Consider the following 16,584-nt stretch of genomic DNA (forward strand, 5'->3'; position numbering starts at 1 on the left):
AATCGAAAATATTTCTAAACTTAACTAAAAAAGGGGGGGTATTATGTTAAACGAAAAAATGGTTCAGGCTTTGAATAATCAAGTAAATGAGGAATTTTATTCGGCGTATTTATACCTTTCCATGGCAGCATATTTTGAAAATATTGGATTAAAGGGGTTTGCAAATTGGATGAGGATTCAAGCAATGGAAGAAAGGGATCATGCTATGAAAATATTTGATTATCTTGCAAGACAGGGTGCAAAAATTAAATTGGTGACAATAAATGAGCCACCACAAGATTTTGGAGGTATAAAGGAAATTTTTGAAGAAGTTCTTAAACATGAACAACATATTACTTCTAAAATAAATGAATTGGTTGATTTAGCAGAAAGTTTGAAAGATAGGGCTACTTTTAATTTCTTGCAATGGTTTGTTGATGAGCAAGTAGAAGAGGAAGAAAATGCAAATGATATTCTAAGCCAATTAGAATTAATTGGTGATAATAAAAACGCACTTTTCATGCTTGACAAGGAACTTGCTCAAAGGGTTTACACACCAATTGTTGCGGAGTGATATTATGAACAAAGAGAAGATAATTGAAGTATTAAAATATGAAAGAAGACCTATGAAAACTGGAGAAATTGCTGAAAAATTAGGAGTAGATACCAAACTTGTAAGTAATTTAATTAAAGAGTTGAGGAAAGAAGGTAAGGTGGAAAGTCCAAAGAGGTGTTATTATTCAATTAAGGAGGGAGAATCATGACAAAAAGAGGGCAAATATACAAATGTGAAAAATGTGGAAATATTGTTGAAGTTTTACACGAGGGTGCTGGAACACTTGTTTGCTGTGGAGAACCAATGAAACTTTTAGAGGAGAAGACGGCAGATTCTACTCAAGAAAAACATGTTCCGTTTATTGAAGAAATTGAAGATGGTTATAAGGTTAGAGTTGGAGAAAATGCAATGCATCCTATGGAAGAAAAACACTATATAGAATGGATAGAACTAACAGTAGATGGAGTTGTTTACAAAAAATTTTTGAAACCTGGTGATAAACCTGAAGCAATTTTTGAGGTGAAGAAGGGAAGTAAGGTTTCAGCAAGAGAGTATTGTAATATACATGGACTTTGGAGAAAGTAACCCGGGGATAAACCCCGGGTTATTTAATTGTTCTCATTTAAATTATCCCATAATTCTTTGATTTCTCTTTCATATTTTTTGAAGAGCTCTAATATTTTTGGGTTAAAATCATCAGGTGATGTTCTCCCATCACCTTTTATTATTATTTCTAATGCTTTTTCGTGTGAAAGAGCAGCTTTATATGGTCGTTTAGAACGTAGTGCGTCATAGACATCTATTATGTTAACTATTTGTGCTTCTATTGGTATTTCATCTTCCTTTAAGCCATATGGATAACCCTTTCCGTTGTATTTTTCATGATGATATAGTGCAATTTTTTTTGCTGTCTCAAGTCTTGGATCGCCATTTAATATCTCTGCACCCCATATTGTGTGTTTCTTCATTATTTCCCATTCTTCTTTTGAAAGAGGGCCAGGTTTTGATAGTATTTTTGGGGGGACTTTTATTTTACCTATATCATGCAATGGTGAATAAAGGTAAACTTTTCTAACAAGGGTTTTTGGCAATTGCAATTTTTTTGCTAGAAATTCAGATAGTATTTGTACTCTTTTTATATGATTTCCTGTAGTTTCGTCAAATCCTTCTACTATGTTTGACATTTTTTCTATAAATAATTCATAGGTTGATTCAAGTTCACCAGAATATCTTTCAATTTCACTGTATGCATCAAGCAGTTCTTCGTTTGTTGATTTAAGTTCTTGAAAATTTGCTTCAATAATGGAAATCATATCTGCTACTTCATTGATTAGAAAATCTATTTCTTTTATATTTGATGAAATTTTTGAAGAGTTAAATGTTTGGTTTGTAAGATAATTTTTAGTTTCATTTACTAGGTTTTTAATAGGTGTTGCTATTGATTCTTTAAGTTCTCTTTCAATATTTTTATGGACGGTCTTTGCAAGTAAAAAGATGAGAAGTATACTAGATATAGAAGTAAAATAATATGGCAAAAGTTCTAAAAATAAATTTTTATAAATGACAAAATATACATCACCGCGAGCTTCTTTGGATACTATTAGATAATTTTTATAAATGTAATCACCCTTTTTTATGGCAAAATCAAATTTCTTTCCAATATTTTCTGGAGTTCCATAAAGAATTGTGTTGTCATTTTTTGAGATTAACAGTGCGTTTTTGCTTAAAGTTTTTAAAAATTTTGGATTTAAATCTATTCCAATTATACCTGAAATGTTTTTTCCTTCCACGTATTTTGAAACGGTAATTACAATTTCTTTTGTAATTTTGTCAACATAAGGTTCAGTAATTTGAACTTTATCTTTTTTATTTATTGCAGATACGAACCAAGGTCTGTTTTTTGGATTTTCATTTTCTATCGAAGAGTTATGTGGATATATAATAAGATTTTTCTGATCAGTTGAGAAGTATATATATGAAATTTCTTTTGAAAATTTTTTGTATATATTTTTTAAAGCATTTTCTAATTTCTTTTGATCATCTACAAGTTGTGGGTCAAGAGAAATAAATTGTAGAATGTTTTCAAGGTTAAAAAATAAGTTGTTCCATCTTTCTGTGGATCTTTCAAGCTGAATGAATGCTTCTATTGATATAGAACGAAATCCCAAAAAAACAAAGAATATTCCAGAGACTATTGCAATAACGATGAATGGAATGATGAGATGTTTGTTAATTTTTCTTTTAAAAAAGTCATTTAAATTCAAATTATCACCCCATTACTCTTTTACATTAGTATTTTAACATGATTTTGTGAATTTTATAAGTGAAAAGAATGGTATAATTAAAATAGTAAAAGTGTGCGGAGGTGAATTTGTGCCAAGAAGACTTGGAAGAAGAGGAAGAGGATTTGTGTTAGGTGATTTTTTAACGGCAAGTTTGCTTTTATTGTTGAAAGAGAAACCTTCTCATGGTTATGAACTTGTACAAAGACTTTTTGAATCTAAATTTTATAATTTCAGGCATGATCCAGGTGTCATATATAATATATTAAGGAAATTGGAAATAAATGGGTTTATAACATATGATTTAGAAGAAGGAGATGGTCCATTTAGAAAGGTGTATAAGATTACAAAAGAAGGAGAAAAGTATCTAATGTTGATTAAAAGTGAAATAGAGAGCCTGAGCGAACAATTGGAAAATTTTTTGGATGAATTTTACAAAATGGAAGAAAGTTAATCTATTAGAGTATAACTTTACTTAATGAAAACTTTAAAGGATAGATAATTAGACAAAAAATGAAAAAAACAAACGAGTTTTTAGGAAATTTTAATAATTAGGTGTTATACTATTGTTACCCAACTAGTAATAGGAAAGGTCAGGGAAAATGTACATATGAAGCATGCGGTATTAAAAGAAACTTATTTTTATCGATGTAGTTATATATGAAAAATATGTAAAAACAGTTGTTATTGTATTAGGAAATTTTTTTTATTTGAAAGTAGAAATGTTTATAATGTACAATTGGCGTTGGTATGGAATAGAACTATAATGAAATAAAAATTCTAAAGAAAACGAGTTTTTTAAAATATTAGCAAAGGGTGAAACAAGAAAAAGGCAATATTCAAGAAAGAGGAGACTTATTTTAATGAATTAAAGGAAAGTTGAAATATGATGTTAATATGATTGTTATTACTAGGAGTTTTAATTTGTTGTTTTATAAAAAATTCCGATGTGTTGAAAGAATTAGATAATTTTCAAAATAATAGTGGTGGTGCAAAGAAAAAGGCTTTAGAAATATTAAATGAAAAATTTATTAATGGAGAAATCACAGAAGAATATCTTAGAAAGAAAAAACTTGTCGAAAAAAATTGAAAATAAGATTTGTTATATATAGGAAAATGTATTATTAAAAAATTTCAATGTATTAAATCCCTTCTTTTTTTAAAGAAGGGATTTTGTTGTGATATAATATATCTAGAATTACATTGTTTTGGAGGGAATGAAATGCCTGGTAAGATAACAGTAATTACTGGACCTATGTATTCTGGTAAAACAACGGAACTTTTGTCCTTTGTTGAGATTTATAATATTGGGAGAAAAAAGACAAAGGTTTTTAAACCAGCTATTGATAATAGATATGGAGAAGATATAGTATCAACTCATACGGGTTTTAAAGTTAAAGCATTTAAAGTTGATAAGTCCAAAGAAATATACGAATATATTGATGAGACGGTAAGTGCAATTTTCATTGATGAGGTGCAGTTTTTTGATATTGAATTAATTGATCTTGTAAAAGATTTGGTTTTTAAAGGTATAGATGTTTATTGTGCAGGATTAGACATTTCTTATCTTGAAAATCCATTTGAAGTTACAGCAAAGCTTTTAGCTATTGCAGATGAGGTTATAAAGAAAAAAGCAGTGTGCGAGAAATGTGGAGAACATAGAGCCACATATTCATACAAAATAGTTCCAGATGGTGGAGAAATAGATATTGGTGGTAAGGAAAAATACATAGCAATTTGTAGAAAATGTTTGCATAAGTTAAAAAATGGGAGGTGATGGTGTGAGGAAGATTTTTGTTTTATTTTTGTTTGTTTTTATGGTTTTAAGTTTTTCAGTCCAGTTGGTTATTTTACATACCAGTGATTTGCATGGAAACATTTTACCAATTAGTTATGCTACAAACAAGCCTTCTGATGTGGGACTTGCAAAAATTGCAACTCTAGTAAAGCAAATGAGAAAGGAATGTGGGAATGTTATTTTGATCGATTCTGGAGATTTAATACAAGGTACTCCATTGGAATACTATCATGCAAGAATTGACAACAAACCTATTGATCCTATGATTTTAGTCATGAACAAATTGGGATACTCTGCATGGACATTGGGAAATCATGAATTTAACTATGGATTGGATATTTTGAACAAGGCGGTTTCAGAGGCACAATTTCCGGCATTGAGTGCAAATATATTAGATGAAAATGGAAATCCCGTGTTTAAGCCTTATCATATAGTTAATGTAGGTGGAATAAAAGTTGGAATTTTAGGTTTGACTACGAAATTTATCCCGAATTGGGAGGATCCAAAGAATATAAAAGGATTAAAATTTGAAGATCCTGTGAAAGTTGCAAAGAAGTATGTAAAAGAATTAAGGGATAAAGTGGATGTTATTGTCGTAGCATACCACGGAGGATTAGAAAGAGATCCAGAAACAGGAACCCCAACTGAGGAATTGACAGGTGAAAATCAAGGGTATCAACTTTTACAAGAAGTAAATGGGATTGATGTGTTATTGCTTGGACACCAACACAGAACAATTGCTGCAAAAATAAATGGTGTACCAGTATCAATGCCATCAAAATGGGGAAAATACCTTGGAAAGATTGTTTTAAATTTAGAAAAAGTTAATGGAAAGTGGAAGATTATTGATAGTTCTGTGGAAGAAATACCTGTAAAAGGCGTTGAAGCTGATAATGAAGTTGTTGCTATGGCAAAGCCATATGAAGAAAAAGTTCAAGCATGGCTCGATCAACCTGTAGGTTACGCTAAAGGAGATTTTTGGATTTATGATCCATTATTTGCAAGACTACAGGATAATAGTTTAATTGAATTCGTTAATAAAGTTCAAATGTACTACAGTAAGGCTAAAATTTCTTCGACAGCTTTGTTCAATAACGACATAAAAGGTTGGAAAAGTGGACCAATAACATTAAGGGATATAAATGCCGTATACATTTATCCTAATACATTAAAGGTTATAAAAGTTACAGGAAAAGATATAAAGGAAGCTTTGGAAAAAAGTGCGGATTATTTTGCTTTTAATAATTTTAAAGTTTCTGTTAATAAAACTTGGGTTGAGCCAAAACCAAGACATTACAACTATGATATGTGGGAAGGTATAAGTTATAAGATAGTGCTAAATAATCCTTCAGGAAATAGAATAATTGATTTAATGTTTGAAGGGAAACCTATCGAAATGGACAAAGAATATGAAATTGTGTTAAACAATTATAGAGCTGGTGGTGGCGGGGGATATACAATGTTTAAAGGAAAACCAGTTGTCAGAGAGGTAATGATGGAAGTATCAGAATTAATGGCAGATTACGTCCTTAATAGAAAAGAAATAAAAGCGACAACCGATAATAACTGGGAAGCAGTTGTTAAATTTGAATATATAGTAAAACCAGGTGACAATCTTTGGAATATTGCAAAGAGATTTGGAATTTCGATAAAAGATTTAATAAGATGGAATAATATTAAGAATCCTTCAATATTAAGAGTAGGAGAAAAATTACTATACTATAAAAACTATATCGAAACTTTGCCACCTATAAAGGAAGTTTCAGGTTTTTAAAATCCAAGGGGATTTCCCCTTGGATTTTTTATAAACCCAATTCTTCCAAAACAAGGATAACTTTAATCCTTCCAGGATGTCTGTGATCAGATTCTATGATTGTGTAGTAATTACATATTCTTTGAGCCGAGGCACAATTAATGCAATATCCTGTTTGTGTGCAAGGTGTATTTAAGTCTAGACGTTTGCTATTCATTGGGGATATGTATCTTATTCTTTCCCTTGCTTCTAACAGATTTGAGACAATTTTATTTACACTAGTTACCAAAATTACATTTTTTGGTCCGTATATTACAGCTGCTACTCTATTTCCATTTCCATCTAAAAGTGCTATTTCACCATTTTCAGTTATTGCATTTGCACTACAAATGTAATAATCTGCAAAAAAAGCTTTTCTTTCTAATTCGTATTTTTCTTCTTTTGATTTAGCACTATATCTGTCATAAAAAATGTAATTCCCATTTCTTAGTGCATCTAATAGTTTGATTTGATTTAACGTTAGAGAGCCACCTGTGGCAACAGAAGAATTTTCTGGAATAAGTTCCAATACTTTTTTGAGTGCTTCATTTGTATCTTTGACTATGTATGCATCGTGACCTTTTTTATTTAAATTATCTGCAACTTTTCTTGCAAGTGAAAAGTATTTCCAAAGATAAAGATCCCTTCTCATTACTTTCACCTTCTTATTTTAAACTTCTTTCAATTTTAAAAGATAGCGCTTTAAAAGATAAAGTAATATCCACATCTTCCACGTGAAGTTTTGTTCTTAATTTTATTGGTGCAAAATTTATTAATCCTTTTACACCTAATTCTTCGAGCTTTTCAACCACTAATTGAGCAGCATTTTCGGGAACGGCAATCACAGCAATTTCTACGATATTTTTTTTGAAAAATTCTTCGATTTCAGAAATGTGTTTGATTTGAAGTTTTCCAATCTTTTTTCCAACCTTTGATCTGTCAGCATCAAATATTCCAATTATATTGAATTTTTCTTTTTTTAAACCTTCATAACTTACAAGTGCACTTCCTATATTTCCTGCTCCTATTACAACTACATTCCAAATTTTATTAACACCTATTATTTTTTCAAGACTATTCATTAGTTCGTATGTGTTATATCCCACACCTCTTTTTCCAAACTCTCCAAAGTATGAAAGATCTTTCCTTACTTGACTTGATTTAATTCCTAGTCTTTCCGCAATGTCTTTTGATGCGACAAACTCAATGCCTTCTTCGTATAGCCTGTTTAAACATCTATAGTAAAGGCCTAGTCTTTTTACAACTGGTTTTGGTATTTTCTTTTCCATCTTTTTCCTCCTTTCAATTTTGTGAAGATAGTCACAATAAATTATACTATATTTTTCACAAATAATTCAAGGGGGGATTGATAGAAATAATACTGGAAATTTTCGTTTTGTTTGTTTTTTTGATATTTGGAAATATTGTTTAAAAATAAAAAAATTTATCTATATAGAATAATTTGAATCTATTTTTGTGATTTGAATAATTTCAATTTTATGTTAAAATACACTTAGAAAGTGGACATTATAACTCGGGATTTAATAACGAATTCAAATTTATTATTCTTTATAAAGGAGGGAACGTTATGAGCTTGTCAACCTTTTTTGTGACCTATTTCACATGGATATTACTAACAGGTTATAGTAATGTTTCAGAACTTATTGTCGGTTTTTTTGTATCGCTTGTTATTTCCATGATATTTAAAAAGTATTATGGAATAAAATTTGACAAGTTATTTTTAGTAAGATTTGTGAAATTTGTGTTAATATATCTTCCTGTTTTTATATGGGAGATGATAAAGGCGAATTTTGATGTAGCTGTACGTGTTTTAAATCCTAAACTTCCTATTAATCCCGGATTTGTTAAGCTTAACACGAATTTAACAAAAGATAGTTCAAAGTTTGCGCTTGCAAACTCTATAACTTTAACTCCAGGTACTTTAACATTAGATGTTAAAGAAGATGTCCTCTATGTTCATTGGATTGACGTTAAAACTACAGAAGAAGGAGAAAAGAAAAAATACATTTCGGAAAAATTTGAAAAAATTCTAAAGGGGGTATTTGAATGATTTTCTTACAATACATTTATTTTGTGCTTGTGGGTCTTGGAGCCTTATTATCTTTTTTAAGAATCTTATTTGGACCTACAAGTGCAGACAGAGTTGCCGCCCTTGATACTTTAAACGTAGTTTTAACTGGAACAATAGTTTTTTTGGCATTGATTTTTAACAATGGATTGTATCTTGACATAGCACTGGTTTATGGCTTGTTATCTTTTGTTGAAACTGTAGTTATTGCACGATATTTGGAGGGGAAAAAATGATTATAGTGGGATATATACTGATTGTAATTGGTGCGTTTTTTTATTTTTTGGGAGGACTTGGGATTTTTAGGATGCCTGATGTTTACAATAGGCTTCAAGCTGGTACCAAAGCTACTACTTTGGGTTCATTTTCTGTTGTATTAGGTGTGGGGCTTGTTGATATTGATTATTTACCAAAAGCTTTATTGATAATAGCATTTATTGCTTTGACTAACCCTGTCGGGAGTTCAGTTTTAGCTAGAGCAGCGTATTTGAAAGGGATTAAACCTACGGAAAAAACTATAGTTGATGAATACAAAGGTGGTGGAGAAGAATGACAATCATCACTATTTTTGTAGGGGTCTTGATGATTATATCAGGAATTTATGCAGTAGAGGCAAAAAAAATACTTGATTCTTTTATAGCACTTTCGCTTTTGAGCTTGTTGTCTGTGTTTTTGTTTGTAATTATGAAAGCTCCAGATGTTGCTATTACAGAAGCATCGGTGGGGGCCGGCTTGACAACAGCAGTATTAATTTTAGCTTTTAGAAGAATAGGTGGTGAGAAAAAATGAGAAGATTTTTTTCCGTTTTAATAGTATTAGGTTTGATTTTGTTCTTATCAAATTCTTTATCTATTCTTCCAAAATATGGACAGGCAAAAATTTCTAAAGTTTCGGATGCTTATATAAATAAAAGTGTGAATAGTGAAAAAAGAGAGGTTAAGTTTGGTGAAACTAAGGATTTGGAAGATGGTGCCGCAAATGTTGTAACTTCAATAGTGGTTGATTACAGATCTTTTGATACTTTAGGTGAAGTTACGGTGCTTTTCACTTCGGCATTAGGTGTGGGTTTTGTTTTACATGGGATTAGAAGAAAAAAATATGGAAGAATGCCCAATTTTGTTTTGAGGGTATCTGTGGGGATTTTATTACCACTAATACTTTTGTTTGGAACTTATGTATTTATTCACGGCCATCTTACACCTGGTGGAGGATTTCCAGGTGGAACGATAATAGCTGTGGGAATACTTTTATTGTATTTATCAAACGAAGAATTTTCTCTTTCAAAAACATCCAAATTTATCGAAGGCTTTGCGGGAAGTCTATACGTAATTTTGGGATTAATTGGATTGGCCGTAGGAGGAGTGTTTCTTGTTAATTTCCTTCCAACAGGAGTAATAGGTACTTTGTTTAGTGCTGGTATTATACCAATTGTATATATTTTAATTGGATTTAAGGTTGGAGCGGAATTATCTGGAGTAATTGCCGATATGTACAGGGAGGGATGATAATGGTCTATTATATTGCTTTTGTTTTAATAGGAATAGGTATATACGGAATCTTAACTCAAAAAAATTTGTTTAAATTTTTAGTATCTTTAACGATTATAGATACCGCGATAAATATATTTATAATTTCTCTTGGATATATTGAAGGAAAAGATGTACCAATATATTCTCAATATACCCCTGTTGCCAATTTTGTAGATCCATTACCACAAGCATTGGTACTTACAGCAATTGTAATTAGTGTTGGAACCCTTGCGCTTGGTGCATCTTTATTGATAAAAGTTTACGAAAAATATGAAACTTTAGAAGTTGAAGAAATCGCCACAAAGGAGGCGAAAGAATGACGGCGTTGCTTGTTGTTGTACCTTTACTTTCTGCATTTTTGTTTGTACCTTTTAAGGAAAAGGCAAAATATGTCCTGCCATTTATAGTTATTATTAACCTTTTTTTATTGATGAATATTCCTGTTAATTCCACGGTGCAAATGGGAGGATGGAAGGCACCATTTGGAATTGTTTTAGTTTTAGATTCTGCAAGTTTTAACACACTTTTGGTTGTTAACATAATATTTTTAATTGTTTCGTTGATACCTCAAATTGCCAATGGTTTATCGATAGTAGTGTTGATTTTACTTTCTTCATTGAATGGAATAATTTTAACCGGTGATATTTTCAACTCATTTGTTTTCTTAGAAATAACAGCGGCTGCAGCTTACATTATTGCATCTTCAAAGAAAAATTATTATGGTGCGTATAAATATCTTATTGTTGGAAGTGTTGCAGGTGGATTTTATCTTTTAGGTGTTATATATGCATATATAGGAACAGGTTCTTTGAATTTTGCAGATATTTCGCTTAACATGAAAAGTTCATTTTTGCCTTATGTTACCCTTATGTTGTTTATAGGTTTGGCGGTTGAAAGCAAAATTTTACCATTAGCAGGTTGGATTCCAGACGTTTATGCTTCTGGATCTGCAATAACACCAACTATTTTGGCTACAAGTGTAACTTTCTCAATGTTTTACCTTTTAAGTAGGATATTTATCACAATCTTCAACGGTTATTTTTTGGATGTTTTGTATGTTTTTGGATTGATTACTTTGGTATTAGCTGAAATTGCCGCATTTAGACAGGAAAATCTTCTAAAAGCGCTTGCGTTTTCCTCTATAGCACAAGCGGGTTTAGTATTAAGTGTGCTTTCTCTCAATACATCTAACGCATTAACTGCTGCTTATTTTCATTTGTTGAATGATGCAACGTCAAAAATAATTTTGTTTGTTATTGGTGCAACCTTAATAGGAAGTTTTATGAATAACAAAACTGCAGGTATTTCCTTTAGTATTGCATCGTTTTCGTTAATTGGCTTTCCACTTTTTGCAGGATTTAGAAGTAAATTGTTAATTTTGCAAAGTGCATTTGAAAAAGGGGATTATTTGTTACCTGCGCTTTTGTTGTTTTCAACTATAATAGAAGCTGCATATTTGTTGAGGTGGAATATAAAGCTTTGGTATTGTAAGTATAAAAAAGATTCTAATATTTCATGGAATATTTTGTTAATTGCTTTGGTGTTATCTCTACTTTTAATCTATATAGGTATATACCCTGAAATGTATCTAAAGATATCTGAAAACATATCACAAGGTATAATGAGCTCTCAGACGTATATTAATAACGTTTTAGGAGGGATGTAAATGATATCCTTAACTAATTTAATTTTGGTTTTTCTTTTTGGTTCAGTTGTAAGTTATCTGTTGACAAAATCTAACAGAGTTTTAGGTTCAATATTTAACTTTTTACTCACCGCGTATGCACTTTATGAAATTTGGAATTTAAATATAAATTATAGTGAAAAACTTTTTGGACTTTTTAACAATTTAGAAAGTACATTTAAAGTTACATATTTAGGGAAGTATTTTGCTTTAGTAAGTATGATTATAATTTCTTTTGTGGCATTTTTTATAATTGAATGGATTAAGAAAAAGGGTATTAAACCTGCCGCTTTTAACGCTTTTATGTTGATTATGATTTCTGGAGTTTTAGGGGTATTTTTTGCAAATGACTTGTTAACTCTTTACATTTTTTGGGAATTAGCCGTTTTGGGTTCATTTTTGATAGTTCCCATGGGAAAAGAAGATTCAAAAAAAGCAGCTGTAATTTATGCTGTGACAAGTGCCATTGGAAGTTACATGTACCTTTATGCAACCTTTGCAATTTTTAAGAGGTATGGTGTGCTTTCGTTTGAACAGGTATCTCAACAATTAGTTAATGATTCGTCGTTGTTTAAATGGTTTATAATTTTATTTATTGCAAGTGCTGGTATAGCAAAAAGTGGAATTTTTCCACTCCATACTTGGCTTAGAATTACCCACGGTAACGCTCCAGATGCGTTTAGTGCAATCTTATCTGGGCAATTGGTAAAAATGGGATCTTATGTTTTGGCAATTGCAATATCTGTTTTCCCAACTGTTCAAATGTTTTCTTCATTTTATCATGGGATTCCACTACTTAATTACCTTTTAATTTGGCTTGGTAATATTTCAATATTAATTGGTACGTTTATGGCAATTAGGCAAAATGATATGAAACAATTAATTGCATTTTCATCTATTGCAAATGGTGGATACATCCTCGTGGGATTAGGAACTATGAATTCAATAGGTTATGCAGGTGGATTGTTTCATGTATTTAACCATGCAATAGCTGCTGCTATGATTTTCTTATCTTTTGCAGCAGTTGTGTATAGGACGGGAACTACGAAGATTGATGAAATGGGTGGATTAATTTGGAGAATGCCATGGACATTTGTTACATATCTTGTTGGAATAATTTCACTTGCGGGGATACCACCTACAAGCGGATTTATATCAAAGTGGATGATTTTTAGTGCGCTTGTCAACAAGGGTATGTTTATCACGTTGGCAATTACATTTATTGGAAGTGTCGGATCTTTTCTTTATGTTTTTAGACCATTAGCAGGTGTATTTTTGGGGCAGCTAAAGAGAAAACATGCGGATGTAAAAGAAGTCCCAGGTATTATGTTAATACCTATGTTGTTGTTTGTTGTTCTGGTGCTTTTTATTGGAGTTTATCCAAAGCCAGTTTTAGATTATATAAGTTCAATAGAGAAAGTTCTTGGAATAAAACCTATTTCATACAGTGGATTTGAGATAGTAACTCCGTTGGGTAAGTGGAATACTTTAACAGTTTTTACAATGTTTGCAGTAGGTTTTATAATCGCAACAGTTTTGTATTTGATATTCCCAAGGGGAAAGAGGGTTGAATTAACTGATCAATATACTGGTGGGGATTACTTATACAATTATGACTTGTACCACTATGCGACAGGATTTTATAGGTTTATTGAACGATTGTACGATAGACATCCATCTTTTGAAAAATTGTATGGTATGTTAGCTGTGTTCTTTAGATCAATTGGTGATATTGTAACTGATTTGATTTATAAACCAAGTCCGAGTGGATACGTTTTTTGGATTTCTGTTGTAATCCTCATAATATATTGGGTGAGGTGGTAAGAGATGACAATATTAAAGGTAATTGCAGTTTTATTAACGGGATTTTTTGTTGGATTAACTCTAGAAGGAATTGCAAGGAAAATAATGGCCAGAGTACAAAGAAGGTATGGCCCGCCTTGGTATCAGAATTTTATAGATGTTTTCAAGGCTCTTTCAAAAAGGGGAATTTCTCATGGTTGGATTTTTGATTTTGGAATCTTAATGGCATTGGGAGGAGTTATTGCAACTTTAGCTTTTGTACCATTGGGGGATTTAGTTGCATTTCCTGGACTTGACAATATTTTTATAATAGTGTATTTGTTTGCAGTTGGATCACTTGGAATGGCAATGGGAATGGTTGGTTCTGGGAATCCTAATGCTAGTATAGGGGTTGCAAGAGCTTTAACTCAAATGCTTGGTTATGAACTACCTTATTTAATTTCTATAGCAGGTGTTTTGTATTATTATAAAACCAGTTCTGTGTCTGGGTTGATGATGGCTCAGCAGGATACTTGGACTTTATTTAAAATGCCAATAGGTGGAATTGTTGCTTTTGTTTCGCTGCTTGGAATGCTGGGTAAAAAACCTTTTGATACACCTATTGCACCTGCTGAAATTGCGTCTGGTCCAATGGTGGAACTGTCTGCCAAATATATGGGACTTTTAATGTTAATGCATACTTTTTCGATATTCGTTGAAATAGGATTGTTTGTGGATATATTCCTTGGAGTAAGTAATTATTTTACATTTCTTTTGAAATTTACTATAGTTTGGATAATTGCAACATTAATTTCATCGGTTTTGCCAAGATTTAGAATAGAACAAGTTGTTAAATTTTATTGGAAAGTACCGTTAAGTTTAGCGTTTGTCCAGGTTTTATTTGTATTACTTGGTTGGGTATTTTAGGAGGTGAAAGAAATGGCCGTTGATGAAAGAAGTTTATGGGAAAAAATAGCAGATAAACTTAGAAGTAGATCATTGTGGATGCTACATTATTGTACAGGTTGTGGAGCTATGGAACTTCCTCCAACAATGACTTCAAGGTTTGATATGGAAAGATTTGGTATGGGGCCAATGGCTACTCCAAGGCAGGCGGATATTTTGTTTATAACTGGATATCTAAGTGCTAAAACACTTAGAAGGGTTATTTATACTTATGAAAAAATGGCGGAACCTAGATATGTTATTGGATTTGGATCATGTACGTTAAACGGAGGTATATATTACGATTCATATGCTACAATAAACAGATTGGATTATTACATTCCCGTGGATTTGTATATTGCGGGTTGTATGCCAAGACCTGAAGCATTACTTGAAGCATTTAATGAACTTATGAGGATGATAAGAAGAGGAGAAGCAAATGGATGGAAAAAATACAAAGAAAATTATGAATGGTATAAACAGAATCAGATAAGATCCCTTGGGGAGGTGTTTGTACATGATGAATTCCATGAGTAATACAGTAGAGAAACTAAAAAGAATAGTTAATAATTTAGATATAACAAAGGTAGACGAGAGAGAAATAAAACTTGAATTACCAAATGAACAAGTTTTACCAGCGCTTTTAGCTTTAAAAGAAGATGGATATTCACATTTATCTTTAATAACGGCAGTTGATTGGATAGATGAGGGAAAGTTTGAGCTTGTTTATATTCTCTATTCTTGGAATAATGGTGGAAAATTTTTGATTACAACAAAAATAAATAGGGATACTCCAAAATTTGTTACTGTAAAACACATGTGGCCTATTGCAAGATATTACGAAAGAGAGCTCCATGAGTTTTTTGGAATAAAGTTTGAGGGAAATAATGATATGAGGCCGCTTTTCTTAGAAATGTGGGATGACATGCCACCTTTAAGAAAGGATTTTGATCCATTTGAGTATTCGAAAAAGAAATTTCCAGATAGGGAATATCAAAAGGATGTCATTCATGAAGCTAAGATAATAAGAGGTGATATAGATGGGTGAAGTAAAGCTCTTTTTTGGTCCTAACCATCCGGGAATGCACGGTAATTTTAGTGTCCATATGTATGTTGAAGGGGATACTGTTGAAAAAGCAAGACCGTTACCTGGTTTTTTGCATAGAGGTTTTGAGAAGCTAATGGAAAGAAGACTTTGGTATCAGAATCTTGCATTAATCCCAAGGATTTGTGTGCCTGAACCAGATATTAATGAAGCATGTTATGCAATGGCTGTTGAAAAGATTGCAAAGATAGATGTTCCTGAAAGAGCCCAATGGATAAGGATGATTGTTTTAGAATTAGCAAGGATTGCAAGTCATTTAATGAGTTTTCCGGGTATTGGCGGCACTATTGGCCTTTATACAAGTTCATTTTGGGGAGTATCGGATAGAGATCGTATTTTAGATATTTTTGAAAGTTTAACTGGTGCAAGAGTTTATCATATGTACATAATACCCGGAGGAGTTAGAAAAGATTTAACTCCAAAGATACAAGATTTAATCTTTAATACTTTAAATTACATTGAAGAAAGATTGGGAGAATATGAAACTTTGATTTTTAAGAATAGGATAGTTCATACGAGATTAAAAGGAATAGCTTTATTAGATAAGGAAACAGCATTAGGGCTTGGTGTTACTGGAGTTGGCCTTAGAGCGACAGGAGTGCCGTATGATATTAGAAAAGTTGATCCTTATTTGTTCTACGATAAAGTTGATTTTGAAGTTCCTACAGCTACTGAAGGAGATGCATATGCAAGGGTATATCTTAAATATCTTGAGATATACCAAAGTATAAAAATAATTAGGCAATGTCTTGAAAAAATGCCAGAAGGAAAAATTAATGTTCCAATTAGTGAAGGTAACGCCCTTAGGTATAGAGTACCAAAAGGTCAAGCTTACGTGCATATAGAATCAACAAGAGGAGAGTATGGTTATTATATGGTTTCAGATGGAGGAGAAAAACCATATAGAGTAGCAGTACGTGGGGCTTCATATCCTCAAACATTTATAGGTATAGAAAAGTATTTGCCTGGAACAAGAATAGAAGATGTTCCAATTTGGCTTTCAACAATGGATGTTTGTGCTCCAGAGGTAGATAGATAAGGAG

22 protein-coding genes are annotated in these 16,584 nt (G+C 31.7%); 19 read left to right on the forward strand and 3 right to left on the reverse strand.

Going from position 1 to position 16,584, the window contains the following annotated elements; genetic code table 11:
• Positions 1 to 43 precede the first annotated feature (43 nt).
• Genes XO08_RS06655 through XO08_RS06665 form a run of 3 tightly spaced genes read left to right on the forward strand, consistent with a single transcriptional unit; the run spans position 44 to position 1,120 of the window.
• Positions 44 to 553: a ferritin gene (locus XO08_RS06655; protein WP_075666234.1), complete on the forward strand. Its 510-nt coding sequence runs from the start codon at positions 44 to 46 to the stop codon at positions 551 to 553.
• A 4-nt stretch (positions 554 to 557) separates the two neighbouring features.
• Complete coding sequence (locus tag XO08_RS06660; protein WP_077287731.1) at positions 558 to 743, forward strand: HTH domain-containing protein; 186 nt, start codon at positions 558 to 560, stop codon at positions 741 to 743.
• Positions 740 to 1,120 carry a desulfoferrodoxin gene (locus XO08_RS06665; RefSeq protein ID WP_075666236.1) on the forward strand — a complete coding sequence of 127 codons (381 nt, stop codon included), beginning with the start codon at positions 740 to 742 and terminating at the stop codon, positions 1,118 to 1,120. The genes XO08_RS06660 and XO08_RS06665 overlap by 4 nt, the downstream gene beginning before the upstream one ends.
• A gap of 23 nt (positions 1,121 to 1,143) precedes the next feature.
• On the opposite strand, the gene XO08_RS06670 is transcribed toward XO08_RS06665, so the two are convergent.
• Positions 1,144 to 2,799 (reverse strand): HD domain-containing phosphohydrolase, encoded by a 1,656-nt coding sequence (locus XO08_RS06670; RefSeq protein WP_075666237.1) that lies wholly within the window; start codon positions 2,797 to 2,799, stop codon positions 1,144 to 1,146.
• Between the two features lie 109 nt (positions 2,800 to 2,908).
• On the opposite strand from XO08_RS06670, the gene XO08_RS06675 reads away from it, so the two are divergent.
• From XO08_RS06675 to XO08_RS06690, 4 genes are all read left to right on the forward strand, one after another.
• On the forward strand, positions 2,909 to 3,271 hold the full coding sequence (locus XO08_RS06675) for a PadR family transcriptional regulator (RefSeq protein WP_075666238.1): 363 nt from the start codon (positions 2,909 to 2,911) through the stop codon (positions 3,269 to 3,271).
• A 447-nt stretch (positions 3,272 to 3,718) separates the two neighbouring features.
• Positions 3,719 to 3,907: a hypothetical protein gene (locus XO08_RS06680; protein WP_077287733.1), complete on the forward strand. Its 189-nt coding sequence runs from the start codon at positions 3,719 to 3,721 to the stop codon at positions 3,905 to 3,907.
• 132 nt (positions 3,908 to 4,039) lie between these two features.
• Entirely contained in the window at positions 4,040 to 4,594 is a 555-nt protein-coding gene (locus XO08_RS06685; protein ID WP_075666239.1) for a thymidine kinase, read from the forward strand.
• Positions 4,595 to 4,598: 4 nt separating this feature from the next.
• Positions 4,599 to 6,389 (forward strand): 5'-nucleotidase C-terminal domain-containing protein, encoded by a 1,791-nt coding sequence (locus tag XO08_RS06690; RefSeq protein WP_075666240.1) that lies wholly within the window; start codon positions 4,599 to 4,601, stop codon positions 6,387 to 6,389.
• Positions 6,390 to 6,417: 28 nt separating this feature from the next.
• Here XO08_RS06690 and XO08_RS06695 read toward each other — a convergent pair whose 3' ends face one another.
• Together XO08_RS06695 and XO08_RS06700 are read right to left on the reverse strand one after the other, a co-directional pair.
• The gene (locus XO08_RS06695; RefSeq protein WP_077287735.1) at positions 6,418 to 7,059 is read right to left on the reverse strand and encodes a lactate utilization protein; all 642 of its coding nucleotides are present in this window, start codon (positions 7,057 to 7,059) and stop codon (positions 6,418 to 6,420) included.
• A gap of 13 nt (positions 7,060 to 7,072) precedes the next feature.
• Complete coding sequence (locus XO08_RS06700; RefSeq protein WP_075666242.1) at positions 7,073 to 7,696, reverse strand: redox-sensing transcriptional repressor Rex; 624 nt, start codon at positions 7,694 to 7,696, stop codon at positions 7,073 to 7,075.
• A 299-nt stretch (positions 7,697 to 7,995) separates the two neighbouring features.
• On the opposite strand from XO08_RS06700, the gene XO08_RS06705 reads away from it, so the two are divergent.
• The 12 genes from XO08_RS06705 to XO08_RS06760 are packed head-to-tail and all read left to right on the forward strand — an operon-like array spanning position 7,996 to position 16,580.
• Positions 7,996 to 8,478 carry a Na+/H+ antiporter subunit E gene (locus XO08_RS06705; protein ID WP_075666243.1) on the forward strand — a complete coding sequence of 161 codons (483 nt, stop codon included), beginning with the start codon at positions 7,996 to 7,998 and terminating at the stop codon, positions 8,476 to 8,478.
• Positions 8,475 to 8,732, forward strand: a complete 258-nt coding sequence (locus tag XO08_RS06710) for a cation:proton antiporter (protein ID WP_075666244.1) — start codon at positions 8,475 to 8,477, stop codon at positions 8,730 to 8,732. The genes XO08_RS06705 and XO08_RS06710 overlap by 4 nt, the downstream gene beginning before the upstream one ends.
• Entirely contained in the window at positions 8,729 to 9,049 is a 321-nt protein-coding gene (gene mnhG / locus XO08_RS06715; protein ID WP_075666245.1) for a monovalent cation/H(+) antiporter subunit G, read from the forward strand. Before XO08_RS06710 ends, mnhG begins: the two co-directional genes overlap by 4 nt.
• Positions 9,046 to 9,285, forward strand: a complete 240-nt coding sequence (locus tag XO08_RS06720; protein WP_075666246.1) for a hydrogenase subunit MbhD domain-containing protein — start codon at positions 9,046 to 9,048, stop codon at positions 9,283 to 9,285. Before mnhG ends, XO08_RS06720 begins: the two co-directional genes overlap by 4 nt.
• Positions 9,282 to 10,001: a Na(+)/H(+) antiporter subunit B gene (locus tag XO08_RS06725; RefSeq protein ID WP_075666247.1), complete on the forward strand. Its 720-nt coding sequence runs from the start codon at positions 9,282 to 9,284 to the stop codon at positions 9,999 to 10,001. The genes XO08_RS06720 and XO08_RS06725 overlap by 4 nt, the downstream gene beginning before the upstream one ends.
• A gap of 2 nt (positions 10,002 to 10,003) precedes the next feature.
• Entirely contained in the window at positions 10,004 to 10,345 is a 342-nt protein-coding gene (locus XO08_RS06730; protein WP_077287737.1) for a sodium:proton antiporter, read from the forward strand.
• Positions 10,342 to 11,691 (forward strand): complex I subunit 5 family protein, encoded by a 1,350-nt coding sequence (locus tag XO08_RS06735; RefSeq protein WP_075666249.1) that lies wholly within the window; start codon positions 10,342 to 10,344, stop codon positions 11,689 to 11,691. Before XO08_RS06730 ends, XO08_RS06735 begins: the two co-directional genes overlap by 4 nt.
• Positions 11,692 to 13,533, forward strand: a complete 1,842-nt coding sequence (locus XO08_RS06740) for a proton-conducting transporter membrane subunit (protein ID WP_077287739.1) — start codon at positions 11,692 to 11,694, stop codon at positions 13,531 to 13,533.
• Between the two features lie 3 nt (positions 13,534 to 13,536).
• Entirely contained in the window at positions 13,537 to 14,418 is an 882-nt protein-coding gene (locus XO08_RS06745) for a respiratory chain complex I subunit 1 family protein (protein ID WP_075666250.1), read from the forward strand.
• A 12-nt stretch (positions 14,419 to 14,430) separates the two neighbouring features.
• Entirely contained in the window at positions 14,431 to 14,973 is a 543-nt protein-coding gene (locus XO08_RS06750) for an NADH-quinone oxidoreductase subunit B family protein (protein ID WP_075666251.1), read from the forward strand.
• Positions 14,954 to 15,484 (forward strand): NADH-quinone oxidoreductase subunit C, encoded by a 531-nt coding sequence (locus XO08_RS06755; RefSeq protein ID WP_075666252.1) that lies wholly within the window; start codon positions 14,954 to 14,956, stop codon positions 15,482 to 15,484. Before XO08_RS06750 ends, XO08_RS06755 begins: the two co-directional genes overlap by 20 nt.
• Positions 15,477 to 16,580 (forward strand): NADH-quinone oxidoreductase subunit D, encoded by a 1,104-nt coding sequence (locus XO08_RS06760; protein WP_075666253.1) that lies wholly within the window; start codon positions 15,477 to 15,479, stop codon positions 16,578 to 16,580. Before XO08_RS06755 ends, XO08_RS06760 begins: the two co-directional genes overlap by 8 nt.
• The last annotated feature ends 4 nt before the right edge of the window (positions 16,581 to 16,584 follow it).

Source organism: Thermosipho sp. 1074, assembly GCF_001999655.1.
In the GTDB taxonomy this organism is placed as follows: domain Bacteria; phylum Thermotogota; class Thermotogae; order Thermotogales; family Fervidobacteriaceae; genus Thermosipho; species Thermosipho affectus.